Below are 16,293 nucleotides of genomic sequence, written 5' to 3'. Positions count from 1 at the left end.
AGGCGTCATCGACCGTGCCCAGGCCCGCAGAATCGATTCCGAACCACCACGCGCCGGCCGCCGCGCCCGGACTCGGGCGCTTCGTCCGGCTCGGTGCGCTGGTCGCGGTGGTGGCGGTGCTGCTGGTGCTGCCGCTCTACGTGACCGCGTTCTGGTTGCAGACCGGCCTGTTCGCGATGGCCGCCGCGATCGGCGCGATCGGGCTCAACGTGCTCTCCGGCACCACGGGCCAACTCTCCCTGGGACACGCGTTCTTCCTCGCGTGCGGGGCCTACGGGTACGTGTGGTTCGCGGGCGACTCCGGCAAGGTCGGCGTGCAGCAGCTGAGCGGGATCGGCATGCCGCCGCTGTTGGCGATGGTGTGCGCGGTGCTCCTGACGGGCATCGTCGGCGGCCTGTTCAGCCCCATCTCCGGCCGGCTGCGCGGGATGTACCTCGGTGTCGCGACGCTGGCGCTGGTCTTCATCGGGCACCACGTGATGCTCAACGCGAAGTCGGTCACCGGGGGCTTCAACGGACGGTCGGTCACCCCGATGGAGTTCGCCGGATTCACCTTCACCGACGGCGATCCGGACGGCCTCGAAGTGCTCGGCGTCCCGTTCGGACAGCTGGAGCGGCTCTGGTACTTCGCGCTCGTCCTGGTCCTGGTCGCCTGCGTGACCGCCCGCAACCTGCTGCGCGGGCGCCCCGGTCGGGCCCTGGGCGCGGTGCGTGACAGCGAGATCGCCGCCGCCGTCATGGGGGTTCCGGTGGCCCGGTACCGCTCGGCGGCGTTCATCGTGTCGTCGATGTACGCGGGGCTGGCGGGCGCGTTGATCGCGATGATCTTCAACCGGGTCGTCCCCGACTACTTCGGTCTCGCGCTGTCGATCGACTACCTCGCGATGATCGTGATCGGCGGGCTCGGATCGGTCACCGGTGCCGTGATCGGCGCGGTGTTCGTGACGATGCTCCCGCAGATCCTGAGCAAGTACGCCGATTCGCTGCCGCTCGTGGTGGCACCGGGCAGCCCCGACTCGGGAGTGGGTCCCGGCGAGGCCGCGCGCTATCTGTACGGCGCCGCGATCGTGCTCGTCCTGCTGTTCGCGCCCGGGGGTCTGGTCGGCCTGCTGCGCGGTCGACCCGGGGGCGGGCCGAGCGGCCGCGCCGCACGCCTCGGACGTATCAAGGGCTCCATCCGTACCGGCTCGAAGGGGCAATCACAGTGAGGAACCGCAAAGGTGTGCGCGCGGGGGCGGTCCTCGCGGCGCTCGTATTGGCCGCGACGGCATGCAGCACCAAGGGTGACGACGACAAGAAGGGCAAGGAGTCCGGCGGGATCAAGACCGGGCCCGGGATCACCGACACCACCATCACCCTCGGCGCGCTGACCGACCTGTCCGGTCCGTACGCGCCGCTGGGCAAGAGCATCGTCAACGCGCAACAGCTGTACGTGGACGAGATCAACGCGCAGGGCGGCATCTGCAACCGCAAGCTCGCGATCACGGTGAAGGACCACAGCTACGACGTGCAGAAGGCCGTCGCCGCCTACACCGAGATCAAGGGCGGGGTCGCCGGCTTCCCGCAGGTGATCGGCTCGGCCGTGGTCACCGCGCTGCAGGACAGCCTGAAGCAGGATCAGATCCTGACCTTCCCGCAGGCGTGGGCCGCGACGCTGCTGAACAAGCGCGAGATCCAGATCGTCGGGACGACCTACGACATCGACATGATCAACGCGATGGACTTCCTGGCCCAGACGGCCCAGCTGAAGTCGGGCGACAAGATCGGACACGTCTTCTTCGAGGGCGAGTACGGCGAGAACGCGCTGGCGGGCGCGAAGTTCGCGGCCGGGAAGATCGGCGTGCAGGTCGTCGAGCAGAAGATCAAGGCGACCGACACCGACCTCACCGCGCAGATCGCCGCGATGCGCGGCGCGGGCGTCAAGGCGATCCTGATCAGCGCCGGACCCACGCAGACCGCGACCCTGGTCGGGTTCGGCGCGGCGGCCGGTATGCGGGTGCCGGTGCTCACCAGCGCGCCCGGATTCCACCCCCAGGTGATGGCCAGTGCCGCGGCGGGCGCGCTCGAGCAACTGCTGTACGTGGTCAGCTCGGCGCCGGCGATCGGGGCCGACACACCGGCGGTCAAGAAGCTCGCGACCGACTACAAGGCGAAGTACCCGACCGGGACGCTCGATCAGGGCGTGATCTCGGGATACAACGCGATGAAGATCTTCGGCGAGGACCTCAAGGCGGCCTGCGCCGCGAAGGACCTGTCGCACGCGGGGATCATCGCAGCCCACCGGCAGCAGAAGCAGTTGGACACCGGGTTGGGCACGCCGCTGGACTTCTCGGATCCGGCCAAGCCGGCGACGTACAAGTCGTACATCCTCAAGCCGAGCAAGACGGCCCCGGGGAACCTGGTGATGGCCAAGGACGCGTTCGAGGTGCCCGCGGCGCGGGAGTACAAGCTGCCGCCGGCGGAGTAGGCCCGCGTGGCCGTGGCCCGCGGCACGCGGCGCGGGTCGGCAGGGCGGGTCGGCGGGGTGCGGACGTCAGAAGGTCAGGGTGATCCTGGCCCCCGGGTTGCGGGTCGCGTCCGTGGTCAGGCTCGCCCCGGTCAGGGCGCGTACGCGGCTCGCGCCGGTCGAGGCGTGGGCCGCGACGCTCGGGCGGGCCCGGGCTGCGGCCAGGGGGCCGTCGGGGCCGGTCATCCGGCTCGTCGGGCCCCGGTCGTGGTGCAGCAGGACCACGCCGGGGCCCAGGACCAGGTATTGCACGTCCCGCTCCAGGACGCGGCACGCGACCACCGAGGCGGCCGGGGTCGCGTCGTGCGCGAGGTCGCAGCGGGCGCCGTGCAGCGCGGCGGTCTCGGCGATGGTGTCGGCCAGGCACTCGGCGATGCCGCGGTCCGGGCGGTCGGTCAGCCGTGCGAGCAGGTGCACGCCGAGCCGGCGCAGGAACCAGTCGACGCCGTGCCCACACCCTCCCACCGGCCCGCTCAGGGCGGCGGCCACCACGACGGCGGCCTCGGGCGTGGCGAGCGCGAAGGCGCGCGCTGCGGAATCGTTTCGCGGGTCTTCGACGACCACCTCGGCATGCACAAGATCAGTCTTGGGGACGAAGGCCCGTCGGGACAGGGGCGCGGGGCCGATTGGCTCGAACGTGTACCGCGCGAAGGGGCCCGACGTCGTATCTCGGTCACGTGTTCGCGGCACGTGTCGCGGCCGTACGCTGACGGCCATGACCGACGTGGAGAGCCGGCGCAGGATCAACGAGGCGATCACCTCGATCCGCAGGCTGATGAGCAGTCGGCGGCTGGACGCGCTGCACATGGAGCGCTCCGGTGTGCCGATGAGCCTGGTCGCGATCGGCGTCCTGCACCGGATCATCGACTACGGCCCGATCCGGCCGACCGAACTGGCCGAGCGGGCCGACATCCAGCCGGCCGCGCTGAGCCGGCAGATCCGGATCCTGGAGGAGGGCGGGTACACGATCCGGGTCGCGGATCCCGACGACGGCCGGGTCGCGCTCCTGGAGGCCGCCGAGCGGGGGCGCGAGGCGTACCGGCTGTTCGTGGCCGCCAACGACGAGATGCTGGCCCGTCAGCTCGCGGGCTGGACGGCGGACGACCTGAACGATCTCGCGGACCGGATGCAGCGCCTGGTGGCGGACCTGCGCGGCCCGCTCGAAGATGATTGACCTTGTTAAGTAACCGCGTTAACGTCCGGCCATGGCATGGGACTTCAGCACCGATCCGGATGTCGCGGCCGATCTCGACTGGATCCGGCGGCTGGTGGTCGAGGAGATCGAACCCCTCGATCTGATCCGCACCCGGATGAGCCGGGACAACTGGCGGGCCGTCACCGAACCGCTCAAGCAGGCGGTCAAGGACCGCGGGCTGTGGGCCGCGCACCTGGATCCCGCCCTCGGCGGCGGCGGGTTCGGCCAGGTTCGGCTGGCCCTGATGCACGAGATCCTGGGCCGCACCCCGTCGGCGCCCGCGATCTTCGGGAACCAGGCGCCGGATTCGGGCAACAGCGAACTGCTCGCGGTGGGCGCCTCCGACGCGCAGAAGGAGCGCTGGCTGTGGCCGCTGCTCGCGGGCCGGCTGACCAGTTCGTTCTCGCTGACCGAGCCGCACACGGCCGGCTCCGATCCGACCGGGATCCGCACCCGCGCGGTGCGCGACGGCGCCGACTGGGTCATCGACGGGCACAAGTGGTTCGCCTCCAACGCGAGCCGCGCGGACTTCGTCCTGGTCTTTGCGGTGACCGACCCCGAGGCCGAACGGCACCGCCGGGCCTCGATGTTCGTGGTCGAGCGGGACACCCCGGGGATGCGGATCGTGCGGGACGTGCACACGATGCACCACCCCTACGACGGCGACGCCACCCGCAACCTCGGCGGCCACGCGGAGATCCGCTTCGAGGGCTGCCGGGTGCCGGACACGCACCTGATCGGCGAGCCGGGCGACGCGTTCGTGCTGGCCCAGAAGCGGCTCAACGGCGGTCGGATCCACCACACCATGCGCTGGATCGGCCAGTGCCGGCGGGCGTTCGACATGCTCTGCGAGCGCGCGGTCTCGCGCCGCTCGCACGGCAGACCACTCGCCGACCACCAACTCGTCCAGCAGATGGTCGCCAAGTCCACGATCGAGATCGAGGCGCTGCGGCTGATGACCCTCAAGGCCGCGTGGACGTGGGATCACCAGGGCCCGAAGGCGGCCCGGCAGGCGGTCTCCGAGGTCAAGTACTGGGGCGCGCAGATCCTGCACGACGTGGTCGACCGGGCGATCCAGGTGCACGGGGCGCTGGGCTACTCCACCGACCTGCCGCTGGAGGAGATGTACCGCCTCGCGCGCAACTTCCGACTCTCCGACGGTGCCGACGAGGTGCACATCGGGCAGGTCGCGAAGTTCGCCCTGCGCGGCTACGCACCGGTCGAGGGCTGGCCCAGCGAGCACATCCCCACCCGGCGCGCGGCGGCCGAGGAGCGGTACGCGGCCTGGCTGGAGGGTTCGTGACGGTGGATCAGCGGGCGCTCACCGCCTGGCTCGTGGCCGAGGGAGTGCTCGCGCGCGGCGTCGAGCCGGTGGTCGAACCGCTGGCGGGCGGCTCGTCCAATCCCACCTATCGCATCCGCGGCGGCGGCGTCGACCTGGTGCTGCGCACCCCGCCCGTGCGCGGCGGCCTGCCGACCGCGCACGACATGGACCGCGAGTACCGGTTCCAGGCGGCGCTGGCGGACTCCGCCGTGCCGGTCGCGCCAATGGTGGCGCTGTGCCGGGACGAGGCGGTGCTCGGCGTGCCGTTCTACCTGATGCGTCGGCTCGACGGCGTCGTGCACGCGCGCGCCGACGCGGTCCGCGAACTCCCCGCGGCCGTCGCGTCGGCGGCCGGGCTCGCGCTGGCGCGGACGCTGGCCGCCGTGCACGCGGTGCGTCCGGACGCGGTGGGCCTGGCCGACTACGCACGTCCTGAGCCCTACGCGGTACGCCAGTTGCGCCGCTGGCGGCGGCAGTGGGCGGCGTCGGGCCCGGTGGATCGGGTGCCGGCGGTCGTCGACGTGCTCGCCGCGCTGGCGGCCCGGATGCCCGAGGCGGGCCCGGACCGGATCGTGCACGGCGACTACAACCTCGCGAACGTGATGTACGAACGGGCCCGCCCGGACCGGGTACTGGCGGTGCTGGACTGGGAGATGGCCGCCCTCGGCCCGCCCGAGGCGGACGTGGGGCAACTGCTCGCCTACTGGGGGCCGGCCGGCCGACTGCTGTTCGCGGCCCGCGGCGGACATCTGCCCGACGCCAACCCGGGGTTGCCGGCGGCGGCCGATCTGGTGGCCGAGTACCACGCCGCAAGTGAGCTGAAAGTCCGTCATGTCCCATTCTGGGAAGCCTTCGCGGTGATCAAGCTCGCGATCGTCTGCGCGGGCGCGCTGCGCCGAGTCGCCGATCCGTCGCCGGCCCATCGGGCTCGGATCGAATCCCTCGTGGTCGGTTTGGCAGATATTGCCCGGGACACGCTGAAGGAGTGAAGTTCGACCAGGAACGAACCCCGAAAATCGGGGCAAATACCTCGACGGTTGTGCTGTGAATAGTAAAATTATCAAGAACTTCACCGCGGATACGCATGAGCAGCCCGTCGAGGGGCCAAGATTGCTTGTGTTCGCCAGGGAGCGTGGCGAACACCTTGAGACGAGGCGGGCCCGGCCGGGGCGGGCCCGCGTCGTTCTCCTCGCCGGCGGCCTTCTCTCGCCGCCTCGGCCGCTGCACAACCTTCTCCTCCTGTCGGCCCTCGGGGCCGGACCGTCAGTACGCGGTCACCCGCACCCGATCGAGGTCGCCGAGGATGCGTTCGAGATCTCCCGGGTTCGCGACGAACGACAGGACCGCCCGCTGGAACGCGTTGCGCATCGCCGTCGGCATCAGATCCGACGCGTCGAAGCGAATCGCCTGCGCTCCGGCCAGATCCGTCCCCAGCCGCTTGGTCACTTCGTCGCGGTAGGCGTTCGGCGACACGTTGCGGTCCGGGGACAGCGCCGTACCCGACTCGACCCAGATCTCCTGCGCCCGAGTGCCGGTGAGGTAGCCGAGCAACTTCCGGGCGGCCGGGGTCGCGTGGAACATCGCGGCCAGGTCGCCCGCGACCTCGCGCGGGCTCGGTGTACCGAAACCGGGGAAAGCCATCGCGTCGTACGGGCGTTGCCCGCCGCCCGCCGGCACGCCCGCGGCGTAGCTGCCGGACATGAACGAGCCCTGGTGGTCGAACGCACAGCCGCCGCGCGCGTCGAGCACGGCGGCGGACTTGTCGTAGCCGGTCAGCAGCGCGCTGATCGGCCCGCCCAGGACGGTGTCCCGGGTGTTCAGCAGTTCGCCCCAGCCCTGCCAGGCCGCGCGGATCTCCGGTGCCTGCCAGGAGAGTTTCCCGTCCGCCCACGCGTCGTACACGTCGGGCCCGGAGCGGGCCAGCACGAGGTCCTCGATCCAATCCGTCCCGCCCCATCCGGACGTCGTGCTGGACGCCAGGCCGATGCACCACGGCGTCGTCCCGGCGGCCCGCAACTTCGCGGTGGTGGACAGCAGTTGGGTCCACGTGGTCGGCGGGGGCTCGCCCACGCGCGCGAGTTTCTCCCTGTTGAACCAGATCGTGCTCTTCAGCGCCGCCTTCAGGACCACCGCCACCTGGACGCCGTTGACCCGCCCCGGTGCCAACCACTCGGGCGCGTAGCCCGGGCGGATGTCGTCCAGCGCCGCGAGCTTGTTCGTGGTGACGTAGGTCCGGAGGTCGCCCGGCGAACTCAGGATCGCGATTTCCGGCGGATCGCCCTGCTCCACCCGACCGGCCACCACCGCCGCGACGTCACGCGTGCCCTCGAAGCGCACGTCGATGCCCGTCTCCTTCTCGAACGGGGCCACCACGTCCTCGAACGCGTCCTGCTCCCGCTTCTCCCAGGTGCCCACCACCCGGACCACCTCGGGATCGTCGTCGGGCGAGCACGCGGCGGGGGCGAGCACCGCGCCGACCAGCAGCAGGGCGCCGAAGGCCGACCTCAGCCTGCCGATTCGGGTCACCGGAGCCTCCCGTATTCGAAGCGGCGGATCAGCAGTCCCGCGAGCGCGAGGGCGAGCACCGCGGTGCACAGGACCGGGCCGCCGACGGTGAGTCCACCGTCGTCCGCCGCCTCGGCCAGGCCCGCGTCGGTGGCCTTGCGGCTCGCGATCAGCGCGTCGGTGAGAGCCGACTCCGCGCCGTCGGCCGCGCCGGACATCTGGTCCGGAGCCCTGCCGGTGAGGGTCACGACGCCGGCGCCGCCGTCGAGGGTGCCGCCGCGGGGCGCCTGCGTGCGGGCCCGCTCGGCCGCGTCCCGCAGGACGGCCAGTGCGGTGAGCGCCCTGGCTCCCGGCTCCCGCAGCGCGGACGAGCGGTTGTCGGCGAGCGCGGTGGCGACCAGCCCGCCGAAGGTCGGATCCGCGCCGGTGCGCACGCCCTCGATGTCGGCGGGCGAGGGCAGCGGTTCGGCCAGGTCGCGCAGCGTCAGGCCGGCCTTGACGTCGGTGTCGCGCGGGACGTTGCCGGAGGCGACATCGAGCGCGGTGGTGCCGACCACCTCGTGTACGGCGGTCCGCGCCTGCCACAGCGCGGACTGCTCGCCGACCCCGCGGCCGGCCGCCTGGGCGAGTCGGTCGTTCGTGGTCTGCGCGTGCAGGACCGTCCACGCGATCAGGCCGGCCAACGCGAGGGCGGCGAACAGCAGGAGCGGGTTGGTCCGGCGCCGAAAGCGCCTGCGCACGTAGGAGTGCGCGAACAGCACGAGCAGCAGCGCGACGAACGCCGTCGCGCCGAACGGGACCGCGACGTACGCGCCGACCCACCACGTCGAGCGGGCCGCGCGAATGTCCTTCAGATCCGCCTGGCGCTGGGCGTACAGGTTGGTCACGATCGTGCGGCGCAGGTCCGACGCGTAGAACACGTTCGCCAGCGACAGCGGCCCGTCGCCGCCGGTCTGCGCGAGGCCGACCATGATCGTGTACTCGACCATGAGCGCGTTGACGTTCGTGAGCCGTGCGCGGGCGAGCGGATCGTGCTGGTGCAGGTCGGTGGCCAGGGTGAGGAACTGGTTCGCCCGCTTGACCGCGTCCTGGTATTCCTGCCCGGGGCCGGTCAGCGAGAACGCGCCGGACACCAGGCTCGTGGCGGTGGCCCGATCGGCCTCGGTGAGCGCCGCGGCGGCCTGGTCGAGGGCGAGCAGCCCCGGGATCCGCCGGTCCTTCAGGTCCGCGGTGGTCTCCCGGGAGCGGTCCGCGATCAGGATCGACAGGGTGAACACCGGGATCAGCGCGAGCACGACCAGCAGCGCGAGCGCGACGAGCCGGCCCGGCGTCGAGGGTGGGATGCGCGGTCGAACGCGCGACGGACGACGTGCGACCAACGGTGCGGTGGTGCTGGTCATGGAACGGGCGCCCCCTCGTTCCCATCGGCAACTCGGTCAGATTAGACGCGTGATCGTCCCGTTACTACACGGAGTTCGCCCTTGCCGGCAGGTCTCGCGCGTGCTAACGCGGACCGCCCGGATCCCCCGGACAGGGCCGGGGGCGGGACGCCCGGCCGGCTCACAGGAACGTGTCGCGGCCCCCGTTCACGATCAGGGTCTGGCCGGTGACGTAGCGGGAGCCCGGGCCGCACAGGAACACCGCGGGCAGGCCGATGTCGGTCTCCGGATCGCCGACCCGGCGCAGCGGAACCCGGTCCGCGATCCGCGACTCCATCGTCGGATCCGCCTCGAACGCGGCGGCCAGCGCGGGCGTGACGGCCAGCGGGGCGAGGCCGTTCACCCGGATGCCCTCCGGTCCCCACTCGCGCGCGAGCGCCTTGACGAAGCCGCGTTGCGCGCCCTTGACGCCCGCGTAGAAGGACAGGTTCGCGCTGCCGCGCATGCCGGCCGGCGACGTCAACAGCAGCAGCGCGCCCCCCGTCGCACGCAGGTGCGGGTGGGCTGCCCGGGCCACCGTGAACGAGCCGGTGAGCGAGACGTCCGCGTGCTCGCGCCACAGGTCGGGGCGCGCGTGCTCGAAGTCGACGGGCCGGCTGGACTGCCGCGAGGTCGCGTTGTGCACGACCGCGTCGAGCCGGCCGAAGCGGTCCGCGGTCGCCTCGATCGCGGCATGCACCGACGCCGCCGAGGTGACGTCGCACTCGGTCGCCCACGCCGCGCCGCCGCGGGCGGTGATCTCCTCGACCACCTCCGTGCCGGCGGCGAGCCGCCGCGCGGTCACCACGACCGTCGAACCGGCCGCGGCCAGGGCCAGCGCGATGCCGCGCCCGAGGCCGGCCGCCGCACCCGTCACCAGCACCACGTGCTCGCTCACGGCGTCATCAGCGCTCCTCCATCGACGATCAGGGTGGTCCCGGTGAGCCGTGCCGCCGCCGGGTCGAGCAGCAGGGACACCGCGTCCGCGACGTCGCGCGGCGTGCTCGGTTCGCGGAAGACGGCCTCGCCGCGGTCGACGTCGGTGCCGCGCAAGTGCTCCGCGCCGTAGGCGAACACGTCGGGGGTGACGAAGTTGACGGTGATCCCGTCGGCCGCCCAGCGCCGCGCGGCCGACTTCGCGAGCGCGCGGAGCGTCTCGGCGGCGGTGGCCAGTGGGACCAGGTCGGCGGCGCCCTCCAGGGCGACCGAGGGCAGCACCAGGACGAACCGACCCGTGCGCGGGAGCAGCAGCTCGCGGGCCGGCTGAAGCACCGTCAGGCCGTGCCGGACCGGGTCCTCCGCGAGCCGTTGCCACTGCGCCGGGGACAACCCGGCCAGCGCGCGCGGGGTGAACGCGTCGTCGGGCAGCAGCGTGTACACGATCGCGTCCACCGCGTCGTGCCCCGCCTCGCGCAGCACGGGGGCGAGCGTGCGGCACAGCTCCTCGGGATCCTCGAGCGGGCCGGACACGGGCAGTACGGTGCCGCCCGCCTTGGCGATTCGCCCGGCGGCCTCGCGGGGGTCGCGTGGATCGCACAGGATCAGGTCGTAGCCGTCCCGGGCGAGCCGCTCCGCGACCGCCTCGCCCATTGCGGCCGCGCCGACGACGATGGCCAAACGCTCTGCCACGAGACCTCCGAAGCTGGTGATCGACACCTCGATGCAACCACGGAGAGCGAGAATTGACCATGCGTCAGATTTGCCGGTCGGGTCGTCGGAGGCCGAGCGGGTCCGGTCCCGCCCGCCCGGTCGTCACGCATGGTTCGAGGCTGCGGGCTGCGGGCCGTGGGTTCGGACTGCGGGGTTCGGGCTGCGGGCCGCGGGGCGGGCCGATCCGCTCGCGAGGTCGGATACCGGGCTCCCGGACGGGCTGCCTGCCAATGTGCACCTAGGCCGAGTGGTTGTCGGCCTGACCCCGTAGCGTCCTGGTGAGGACGCCACGGAGGGTGCACGAGTGTCGAAGACCGCCATCATCGCGCTGCTGGCCGAAATGAACGACGTCGACGGGTCGATCTTCGCACGAATGCGGGACGACATGCCGGCGGCGCTCCGGGACACCGAGGCGGTACCGCGATCGGTCGTGCGCGACGCGCTCCGGCGCGGGGACGACGAAGCGCTGTTCGCGATCGCCGGGAACCTCGGGCTGCCGCGCGGTCTGCTCGCCGCGCTCTACACCGGACCGGCCCTGCCCGCGTTGCGTAAGCTGCGCGCGCTGGCCCCCCGAAATCCCCGCGCGTACACCGAAGCCACGCGCGGGCTCGGCGAGTTGATGGAGCGTCACCTCGGCGGCTCGGCCGCGGCCTGGGGGCGGCTGCTCGCGTCGCTGCCCACCTTCGAGGGTTCGCTGTGCGCGGCCATCGAGGCGGCGGGCGAGGGCGGGCCGGGCCCGCTGGGCCCGATCCCGGCGGATCTGCGGGTGGATTTGCGCCAGTTGCTGCTGCTCGCTCCGCCGGAACGGTTGGCCGAACTGCTGCCCGCGCTGCCCCCGCACACGGTGCGCGACCTGGTGCGCTTCGGCGCCCGGCTGCCCCCGACCGCGCTCGCCGACGTGATCGAACGCGCGACGCCCGTGCAGCGCCGCTCGTTCGCGAAGGCGCGCCGGGCCCGGCCCGAGGTGGCCGGCGCGCTGATCGCGCTCGGCGACCCCGCGTTGAACACGGCGGTGTACCTCAATCCCCGCACGGGGGCGGCGATCCGGGCGCGGATCATGACCTCGACGACGCCGCTGCACCCGACCCTCGTCGCCCGCGTGTGCAACGACTGGGCGGCTTCGATCCGGCTGCCGGCGCTGTGGTCGGGCGATCCGCTGCTGGTGCGCGCCGCGTTGCTCAAGCGTGACGCGATGACGATCACCCTGCCCGAATGCCTGGCGATCTGGCAGGACAAGGGTGTCGAGGGGCTGCGTCCGCACACCCGCAGCATCGCGACGATGTCCACCGGGCTCGAACCGCAACCCTTCCGGATCCCGCGCTACCGCTCGCTGTTCCTGATCACCCTGCTGCGGCTGTGGGAGCGCGCCGGGGCGCAGGCGGCGCTCGACCTGGTGGACGACCTGGGGATGGCGGAGCAGACCGCCACGCGCCATCGCGAACTGCTCGGCGCCCCCGACGGAATGGATCGCCTGCGCACCGAGATCGCCGGGCGGAGCTGCACCCGGCAGCTCGTTCGGCGGCTGCACGCCGACTACCTGCCGAGCTTCGACTGGCCGTTCCTGGAGACCACCGCGATCGACTGGGACGAGATCCGCAAGGCGCACCGACGCAGGCCGTTCACCGACCGCTCGTTCGCGCTGTTGGCCGAGCAGGACGGCTGCCCGCCCGAGTTGCGCCGAGAGGCCGAGGCGACCCTGTCGGCGGGCGGCCTGACCCGCCCGGGCCGCTGGCCGACGCCGGTCGCCTGGGCGGACCCGCGCCCGAGCCGGTGGCGCACGACCGCCGAGGAGCTGGTCGCGTCGAACATCGCCGCCGGGCGGACGCCCGTCGCCGACCTGCTGACCGGCCCGCGCGCGAACCTGGGCGCCGAACTGCTCGGCCTGCGCGACACGATCGCGCCCGACGCCCGGGCCGCCCGCGAGCTGCGGGACGGCTTCGCCGAACTGCTCGGCGCGCGGGTGGGCGCGGCCGACCACGACGCGTTCGCCGTCGTCGCGCTGCGGCTGTTGCCGAACTTCGAGGGCAGCCTGGCCGAGCTGGTCGACACCGCCGCCGGCGCCGTCCACTCCTGAACGCGCCCCGCATTCCGGGCCGTTCACCTCGCGCCTCGATCACCTCGCCTCGCATCCCCTCGCACCTCGCACCCAGCCCGTTCGCCCCGGAACGGGTCACCACTTCGACCTCCGAGAGGGCCGCCGGACATGCACTACTCCGCCGCGTTCACGCTGCTCGCCGAACTCGACACCGCGGAGGGCGAGGTGTTCGCCCGCGTGCGGGGCGCCTACAGCCCGCATCTCACCGCCACGCGCGGGCTTCCGGTGTCCCTGACCAAGGCGGTGATCCGGTTCGGCACCGGCAAGGACCTGAGCCGGGTGGGCGCGGGGACCTCGGACGAGCGGGTGACCGCGGAGGTGTTCGCCGACGCGAGCCCCGCCGTCGCGGTCCTACGATTCCTGCGGCACACCGGCGGCGACGGCAACATGGCCTACCTGCGGTCGATGGCCGAGCTGACCGCGCTCCTGGACCGGCACCTGGGGGCCGACCCGCGCGCCTGGTCGCGGTTGCTCGCCCTGCTGCCCGACTGCCAGGGCACGGTCGCCGACCTGGTCGCGGCGGCCGCCGCCGGGGAGGGCGGCACCGCGGCGATTCCGGCGCCGCCGCGCACGGTCGCGGCCGAGTGGCGGCAACTGCTGCTGTTCGCCTCACCCGCGCACCTCGCCGCGCTCGTGCCGCACCTGCGCCCGCGCGTCGTGCTCGACCTCCTGCACTTCGGTGCCCGGCTCCCGGGCCCGGTCGTCACCGAGGTCGTGCGCCGGGCGACTCCCAGGCAGCGGCTCGCGCTGGCCGCCGCCGAGCACGCGGGCCCGGACGCCTTCGCCGCGCTGATCGCACTGGCCGACTCCGAGGTCAACGCCGTCGTGTACGCCAATCCCAAGGTCGGCGACCTCGAACGGAACCGGATCATGGCCGCCGCCGGCGCGGTCCCGCTCGCCCCGGCCCTGGTCGAGCGGGCGACTCTGTCGAACAACGCGCGCTACCGGCGCCCCGGCTTGTGGTCCGGCGACCCCACCCTTGTGCGCGCCGCGCTGCTGCGGGTGCAGCGGACGAACCTGGACGTGGCCAAGTGCGTCGAACTGTGGGAGCGGGGCGGCGTCGAGGCGCTGCGCCCGCACTTTCGCGACGCGTACCGGCACACGCGGTACGAGCCGTTCGTGGTGCCGCTGCACCGCGGCATCCTGCTCGGCGCGTTGCTCGGCCTGTGGGACCGGCACGGGCCGGCCGCGGCGGAGAGCCTGGTCGACGATCTGCCGCTGCGGCCGACGGTGGCCGCGAAGCTGCGCGCGACGCTCGCGCTGGGGGAGGCGGGACGCGCGCGGATGCGCGCCGACTGCGACCGGACCCTCGCCAAGCCGTGGCCCAAGTCGGACCTGCCGCGCGTTCCGCAGGGCTTTCGGATCGGGGCGCCCACGTATCCGGAGGCGGCCTGGGAGGCGATGGGGGCGGCGCACGACCGGGAACCCCTCGACGGGCCGACGGCGCGCTTTCTGACCGGGTTCCCGGGCTGCCCCGAGGTGTTCGTCGAAGCGGCCGGGGGCGGGGACGTGTTGCGCGCGCAATGGCCCGCCGCGACCGGGTGGCGGACCCGACTCCCGATCGTCGACGGATACGAGACGCGGCGGCTGCGGACCGAGCTGGAGCGGATCCCGGGCCTGGCCGAGCGGGTGTTCACCGGCGGGCTGTCGGCGGGCAGCGCGTTGGAGCTGTACGAACGGATCCAGCGGTACGCGCCCGACCCCGCGCTGCGGGCGGCGCACGGCGCGCGGATGTCCGCGTACATCCGTGAACGACTGGGCGACGCCGTCGAGGCCCGGGTGATCGCCGCGCAGATGGCCCCGTCGTTCGGCGGGACGCTGCCCGAACTGTTCGCGACGGCCGCCGCGGCGGCCGGCTGAGGGGCGGCGGGCACCGCGGGGGCACGCTGTGGCGGGTCCCGGAAAACCGTTGGTGCGCGCGCCGGATTCGGGGTACCGATGCACACGTGACGGATGAGCGCGTACTGACGTGGCAGGTGACCGAGAGCGGCGGACAGGAGACCTCGTGGGTCGAGTTGGGGGAGTCGCGGCTCACCGCCCGGGGCGAGGCCCTGGGCACGACGCCGAGCTCGTATCGGCTCACCTACCAGCTGGAGACGGCGGAGGACTACGTCACGACTCGGCTCCGGGTGGTCGCGCAGGGTGCGGGTGAGACCCGGCGACTCGACCTGCGGCGCACCCCCGACGGGTGGACGGCGGACGGCGTGGCGCGCCCGGACCTGGCCGACGCCCTCGACTGCGACCTGGGCCTGTGTCCGCTCACCAACACGATGCCGATCCTGCGGCACGGGCTGCACGAGGAGGCCGGCCGGCACCGGTTCCTGATGGCCTTCGTGGCCGTACCGGAGTTGGTGGTGAAGCCGTCCTGGCAGACGTACACGCATTTGGGAGTCGAGCCCGAAGGCGCGCGCGTGCGGTACGAGTCCGGCGATTTCAGCAGCGATCTGCTCGTGGATCACGAGGGGTTGGTCGTCGACTATCCGCAGTTGGCGACCCGGATCTGAGCGCGCCGGCGACGCGGTTTCGGGCGGTCCGCGCGGTCGCCGGAGGCGATCTTGGCCGTAACAGTCCTGTTGCTCTTGTCGTCCGGCTGTGAAGGCTTTGGTCGGGTTCCATAAAATTCGGTCCCATGAGCTCCTCCTCGGACGCAGCGTCCCCGCTGCCCGCACGCACTCCAGGTCTGCCCACCCGGGTGCCGCAACCCCGTCAGGGCGGTCGGCACCGTCGTCCCGACTCACACGAACTGCCGGAGGCCGCGAAACCACTGATCCTCGCCGTGCCCGGCCCCGCGAACGAGGCCCTCGCGGCGCTCGTCGCCGAGGTCGCGCTGTTGGCGGGCGCGGACCTGCCCGGCCTCGACATCCGCCCGGTGGTGATAGAAGCCGACGACACCGATCTGGCGGCGGTACTGAAGGGCGAGCCGTCGGCTGTCGTCGTCCCGCTGCTGCTCGGACCGAACGCCCAGGTGTCCGCGCGCATCGAGGCGGTGCTCGTGGCGAACGCCGGCGAGTTCATCCGCTGCGGCGTGCTCGGCCCGCACCCGCTGCTCGCCGAGGTGCTGCACGAGCGACTCTCCGAGGCCGGCCTCGCGCGGGCCGACCGGGCCCGCCTGTTCAGCGTCGCCACCGCCGCGGAGGGCATCGTGCTCGTCACCGACGGCGGCTCCGAGGCGGTCGCGGCCGCCGAGGTGACCGGCGTGCTGCTCGCGGCCCGGCTCGCGCTGCCGGTGATGACCGCCGACCTCGGCGATCCGAAGACGGTCCTGGCCGCCGCCGATCGACTGCGGTCGATGGGCGCGGCGTCGATAGCGCTCGCGCCGCACGTGCTCGGGCCGGACATCGAGTCCGGGCGGATCGCGGCGGTCGCCGAACAGGCCGGCTGTACGGCCGCGGAGCCGATCGGGGCGCACACGTCGATCGCGAAGCTGGTCCTGCAGAAGTATCTGGAGGCGTGCGGATAGATCCGGGCGGCCGACGCCCGGCGGGTGATGTCGTGCGGCCGATGCCGTGCGGCGTCGCGTCGGCGCGCCAGGCGGCGCATGGTTCCCCCCGTCCCATGCGCCGCTTTGTCGGATGCCGTGGATCCGCCGCGCGATGCGTA

14 protein-coding genes are annotated in these 16,293 nt (G+C 72.9%); 9 read left to right on the top strand and 5 right to left on the bottom strand.

Annotated elements, in window-relative coordinates; genetic code table 11:
* The first annotated feature begins 35 nt into the window (after positions 1 to 35).
* On the top strand, positions 36 to 1,208 hold the full coding sequence (locus OG928_RS12030) for a branched-chain amino acid ABC transporter permease (RefSeq protein ID WP_406290921.1): 1,173 nt from the start codon (positions 36 to 38) through the stop codon (positions 1,206 to 1,208).
* Positions 1,205 to 2,467 (top strand): ABC transporter substrate-binding protein, encoded by a 1,263-nt coding sequence (locus OG928_RS12025; protein ID WP_406282887.1) that lies wholly within the window; start codon positions 1,205 to 1,207, stop codon positions 2,465 to 2,467. The genes OG928_RS12030 and OG928_RS12025 overlap by 4 nt, the downstream gene beginning before the upstream one ends.
* Before the next feature lie 66 nt (positions 2,468 to 2,533).
* Here OG928_RS12025 and OG928_RS12020 read toward each other — a convergent pair whose 3' ends face one another.
* Positions 2,534 to 3,082 carry a hypothetical protein gene (locus OG928_RS12020; protein ID WP_406282885.1) on the bottom strand — a complete coding sequence of 183 codons (549 nt, stop codon included), beginning with the start codon at positions 3,080 to 3,082 and terminating at the stop codon, positions 2,534 to 2,536.
* Positions 3,083 to 3,221: 139 nt separating this feature from the next.
* On the opposite strand from OG928_RS12020, the gene OG928_RS12015 reads away from it, so the two are divergent.
* From OG928_RS12015 to OG928_RS12005, 3 genes are read left to right on the top strand one after another with little or no spacing between them, the layout of a single operon-like run.
* A complete protein-coding gene (locus OG928_RS12015; protein ID WP_406282882.1) occupies positions 3,222 to 3,680 on the top strand; it encodes a MarR family winged helix-turn-helix transcriptional regulator in 459 nt (152 codons plus the stop codon).
* A gap of 31 nt (positions 3,681 to 3,711) precedes the next feature.
* Positions 3,712 to 5,004 (top strand): acyl-CoA dehydrogenase family protein, encoded by a 1,293-nt coding sequence (locus tag OG928_RS12010; protein ID WP_406282879.1) that lies wholly within the window; start codon positions 3,712 to 3,714, stop codon positions 5,002 to 5,004.
* A complete protein-coding gene (locus tag OG928_RS12005) occupies positions 5,001 to 6,014 on the top strand; it encodes a phosphotransferase family protein (protein ID WP_406282876.1) in 1,014 nt (337 codons plus the stop codon). The genes OG928_RS12010 and OG928_RS12005 overlap by 4 nt, the downstream gene beginning before the upstream one ends.
* Positions 6,015 to 6,288: 274 nt before the next feature.
* Here the strand turns inward: OG928_RS12005 and OG928_RS12000 are convergent, their stop codons facing one another.
* The 4 genes from OG928_RS12000 to OG928_RS11985 all read right to left on the bottom strand — a co-directional run bounded on the left by OG928_RS12000 (position 6,289) and on the right by OG928_RS11985 (position 10,577).
* Positions 6,289 to 7,551, bottom strand: coding sequence for an ABC transporter substrate-binding protein (locus tag OG928_RS12000; RefSeq protein ID WP_406282873.1), 1,263 nt, complete (start codon positions 7,549 to 7,551; stop codon positions 6,289 to 6,291).
* The gene (locus OG928_RS11995) at positions 7,548 to 8,930 is read right to left on the bottom strand and encodes a hypothetical protein (protein WP_406282871.1); all 1,383 of its coding nucleotides are present in this window, start codon (positions 8,928 to 8,930) and stop codon (positions 7,548 to 7,550) included. Before OG928_RS11995 ends, OG928_RS12000 begins: the two co-directional genes overlap by 4 nt.
* Before the next feature lie 160 nt (positions 8,931 to 9,090).
* A complete protein-coding gene (locus OG928_RS11990) occupies positions 9,091 to 9,846 on the bottom strand; it encodes an SDR family NAD(P)-dependent oxidoreductase (RefSeq protein ID WP_406282868.1) in 756 nt (251 codons plus the stop codon).
* The gene (locus OG928_RS11985; RefSeq protein ID WP_406282865.1) at positions 9,843 to 10,577 is read right to left on the bottom strand and encodes an SDR family NAD(P)-dependent oxidoreductase; all 735 of its coding nucleotides are present in this window, start codon (positions 10,575 to 10,577) and stop codon (positions 9,843 to 9,845) included. The genes OG928_RS11990 and OG928_RS11985 overlap by 4 nt, the downstream gene beginning before the upstream one ends.
* 325 nt (positions 10,578 to 10,902) lie before the next feature.
* Here OG928_RS11985 and OG928_RS11980 point away from each other — a divergent pair, with 325 nt between their 5' ends.
* The 4 genes from OG928_RS11980 to OG928_RS11965 all read left to right on the top strand — a co-directional run bounded on the left by OG928_RS11980 (position 10,903) and on the right by OG928_RS11965 (position 16,153).
* Entirely contained in the window at positions 10,903 to 12,672 is a 1,770-nt protein-coding gene (locus OG928_RS11980) for a hypothetical protein (protein ID WP_406282862.1), read from the top strand.
* Positions 12,673 to 12,801: 129 nt separating this feature from the next.
* Positions 12,802 to 14,553, top strand: a complete 1,752-nt coding sequence (locus OG928_RS11975) for a hypothetical protein (RefSeq protein WP_406282859.1) — start codon at positions 12,802 to 12,804, stop codon at positions 14,551 to 14,553.
* An 86-nt stretch (positions 14,554 to 14,639) separates the two neighbouring features.
* On the top strand, positions 14,640 to 15,197 hold the full coding sequence (locus tag OG928_RS11970) for a putative glycolipid-binding domain-containing protein (protein ID WP_406282856.1): 558 nt from the start codon (positions 14,640 to 14,642) through the stop codon (positions 15,195 to 15,197).
* 125 nt (positions 15,198 to 15,322) lie between these two features.
* Positions 15,323 to 16,153 (top strand): sirohydrochlorin chelatase, encoded by an 831-nt coding sequence (locus OG928_RS11965; protein WP_406282853.1) that lies wholly within the window; start codon positions 15,323 to 15,325, stop codon positions 16,151 to 16,153.
* Positions 16,154 to 16,293: the final 140 nt, after the last annotated feature.

This window comes from Embleya sp. NBC_00896, from assembly GCF_045207785.1.
Taxonomy (GTDB): domain Bacteria; phylum Actinomycetota; class Actinomycetes; order Streptomycetales; family Streptomycetaceae; genus Embleya.
The sequence above is the reverse complement of the archived record's forward strand: the minus strand, read 5'-3'. Positions and strand labels throughout refer to the sequence as shown.

Coding starts and splice junctions, on each gene's coding strand:
- OG928_RS11995 (WP_406282871.1), bottom strand. CDS start 8,930: ATGACCAGCACCACCGCACCGTTGGTCGCACGTCGTCCGTCGCGCGTT.
- OG928_RS12010 (WP_406282879.1), top strand. CDS start 3,712: ATGGCATGGGACTTCAGCACCGATCCGGATGTCGCGGCCGATCTCGAC.
- OG928_RS12015 (WP_406282882.1), top strand. CDS start 3,222: ATGACCGACGTGGAGAGCCGGCGCAGGATCAACGAGGCGATCACCTCG.
- OG928_RS11975 (WP_406282859.1), top strand. CDS start 12,802: ATGCACTACTCCGCCGCGTTCACGCTGCTCGCCGAACTCGACACCGCG.
- OG928_RS11965 (WP_406282853.1), top strand. CDS start 15,323: ATGAGCTCCTCCTCGGACGCAGCGTCCCCGCTGCCCGCACGCACTCCA.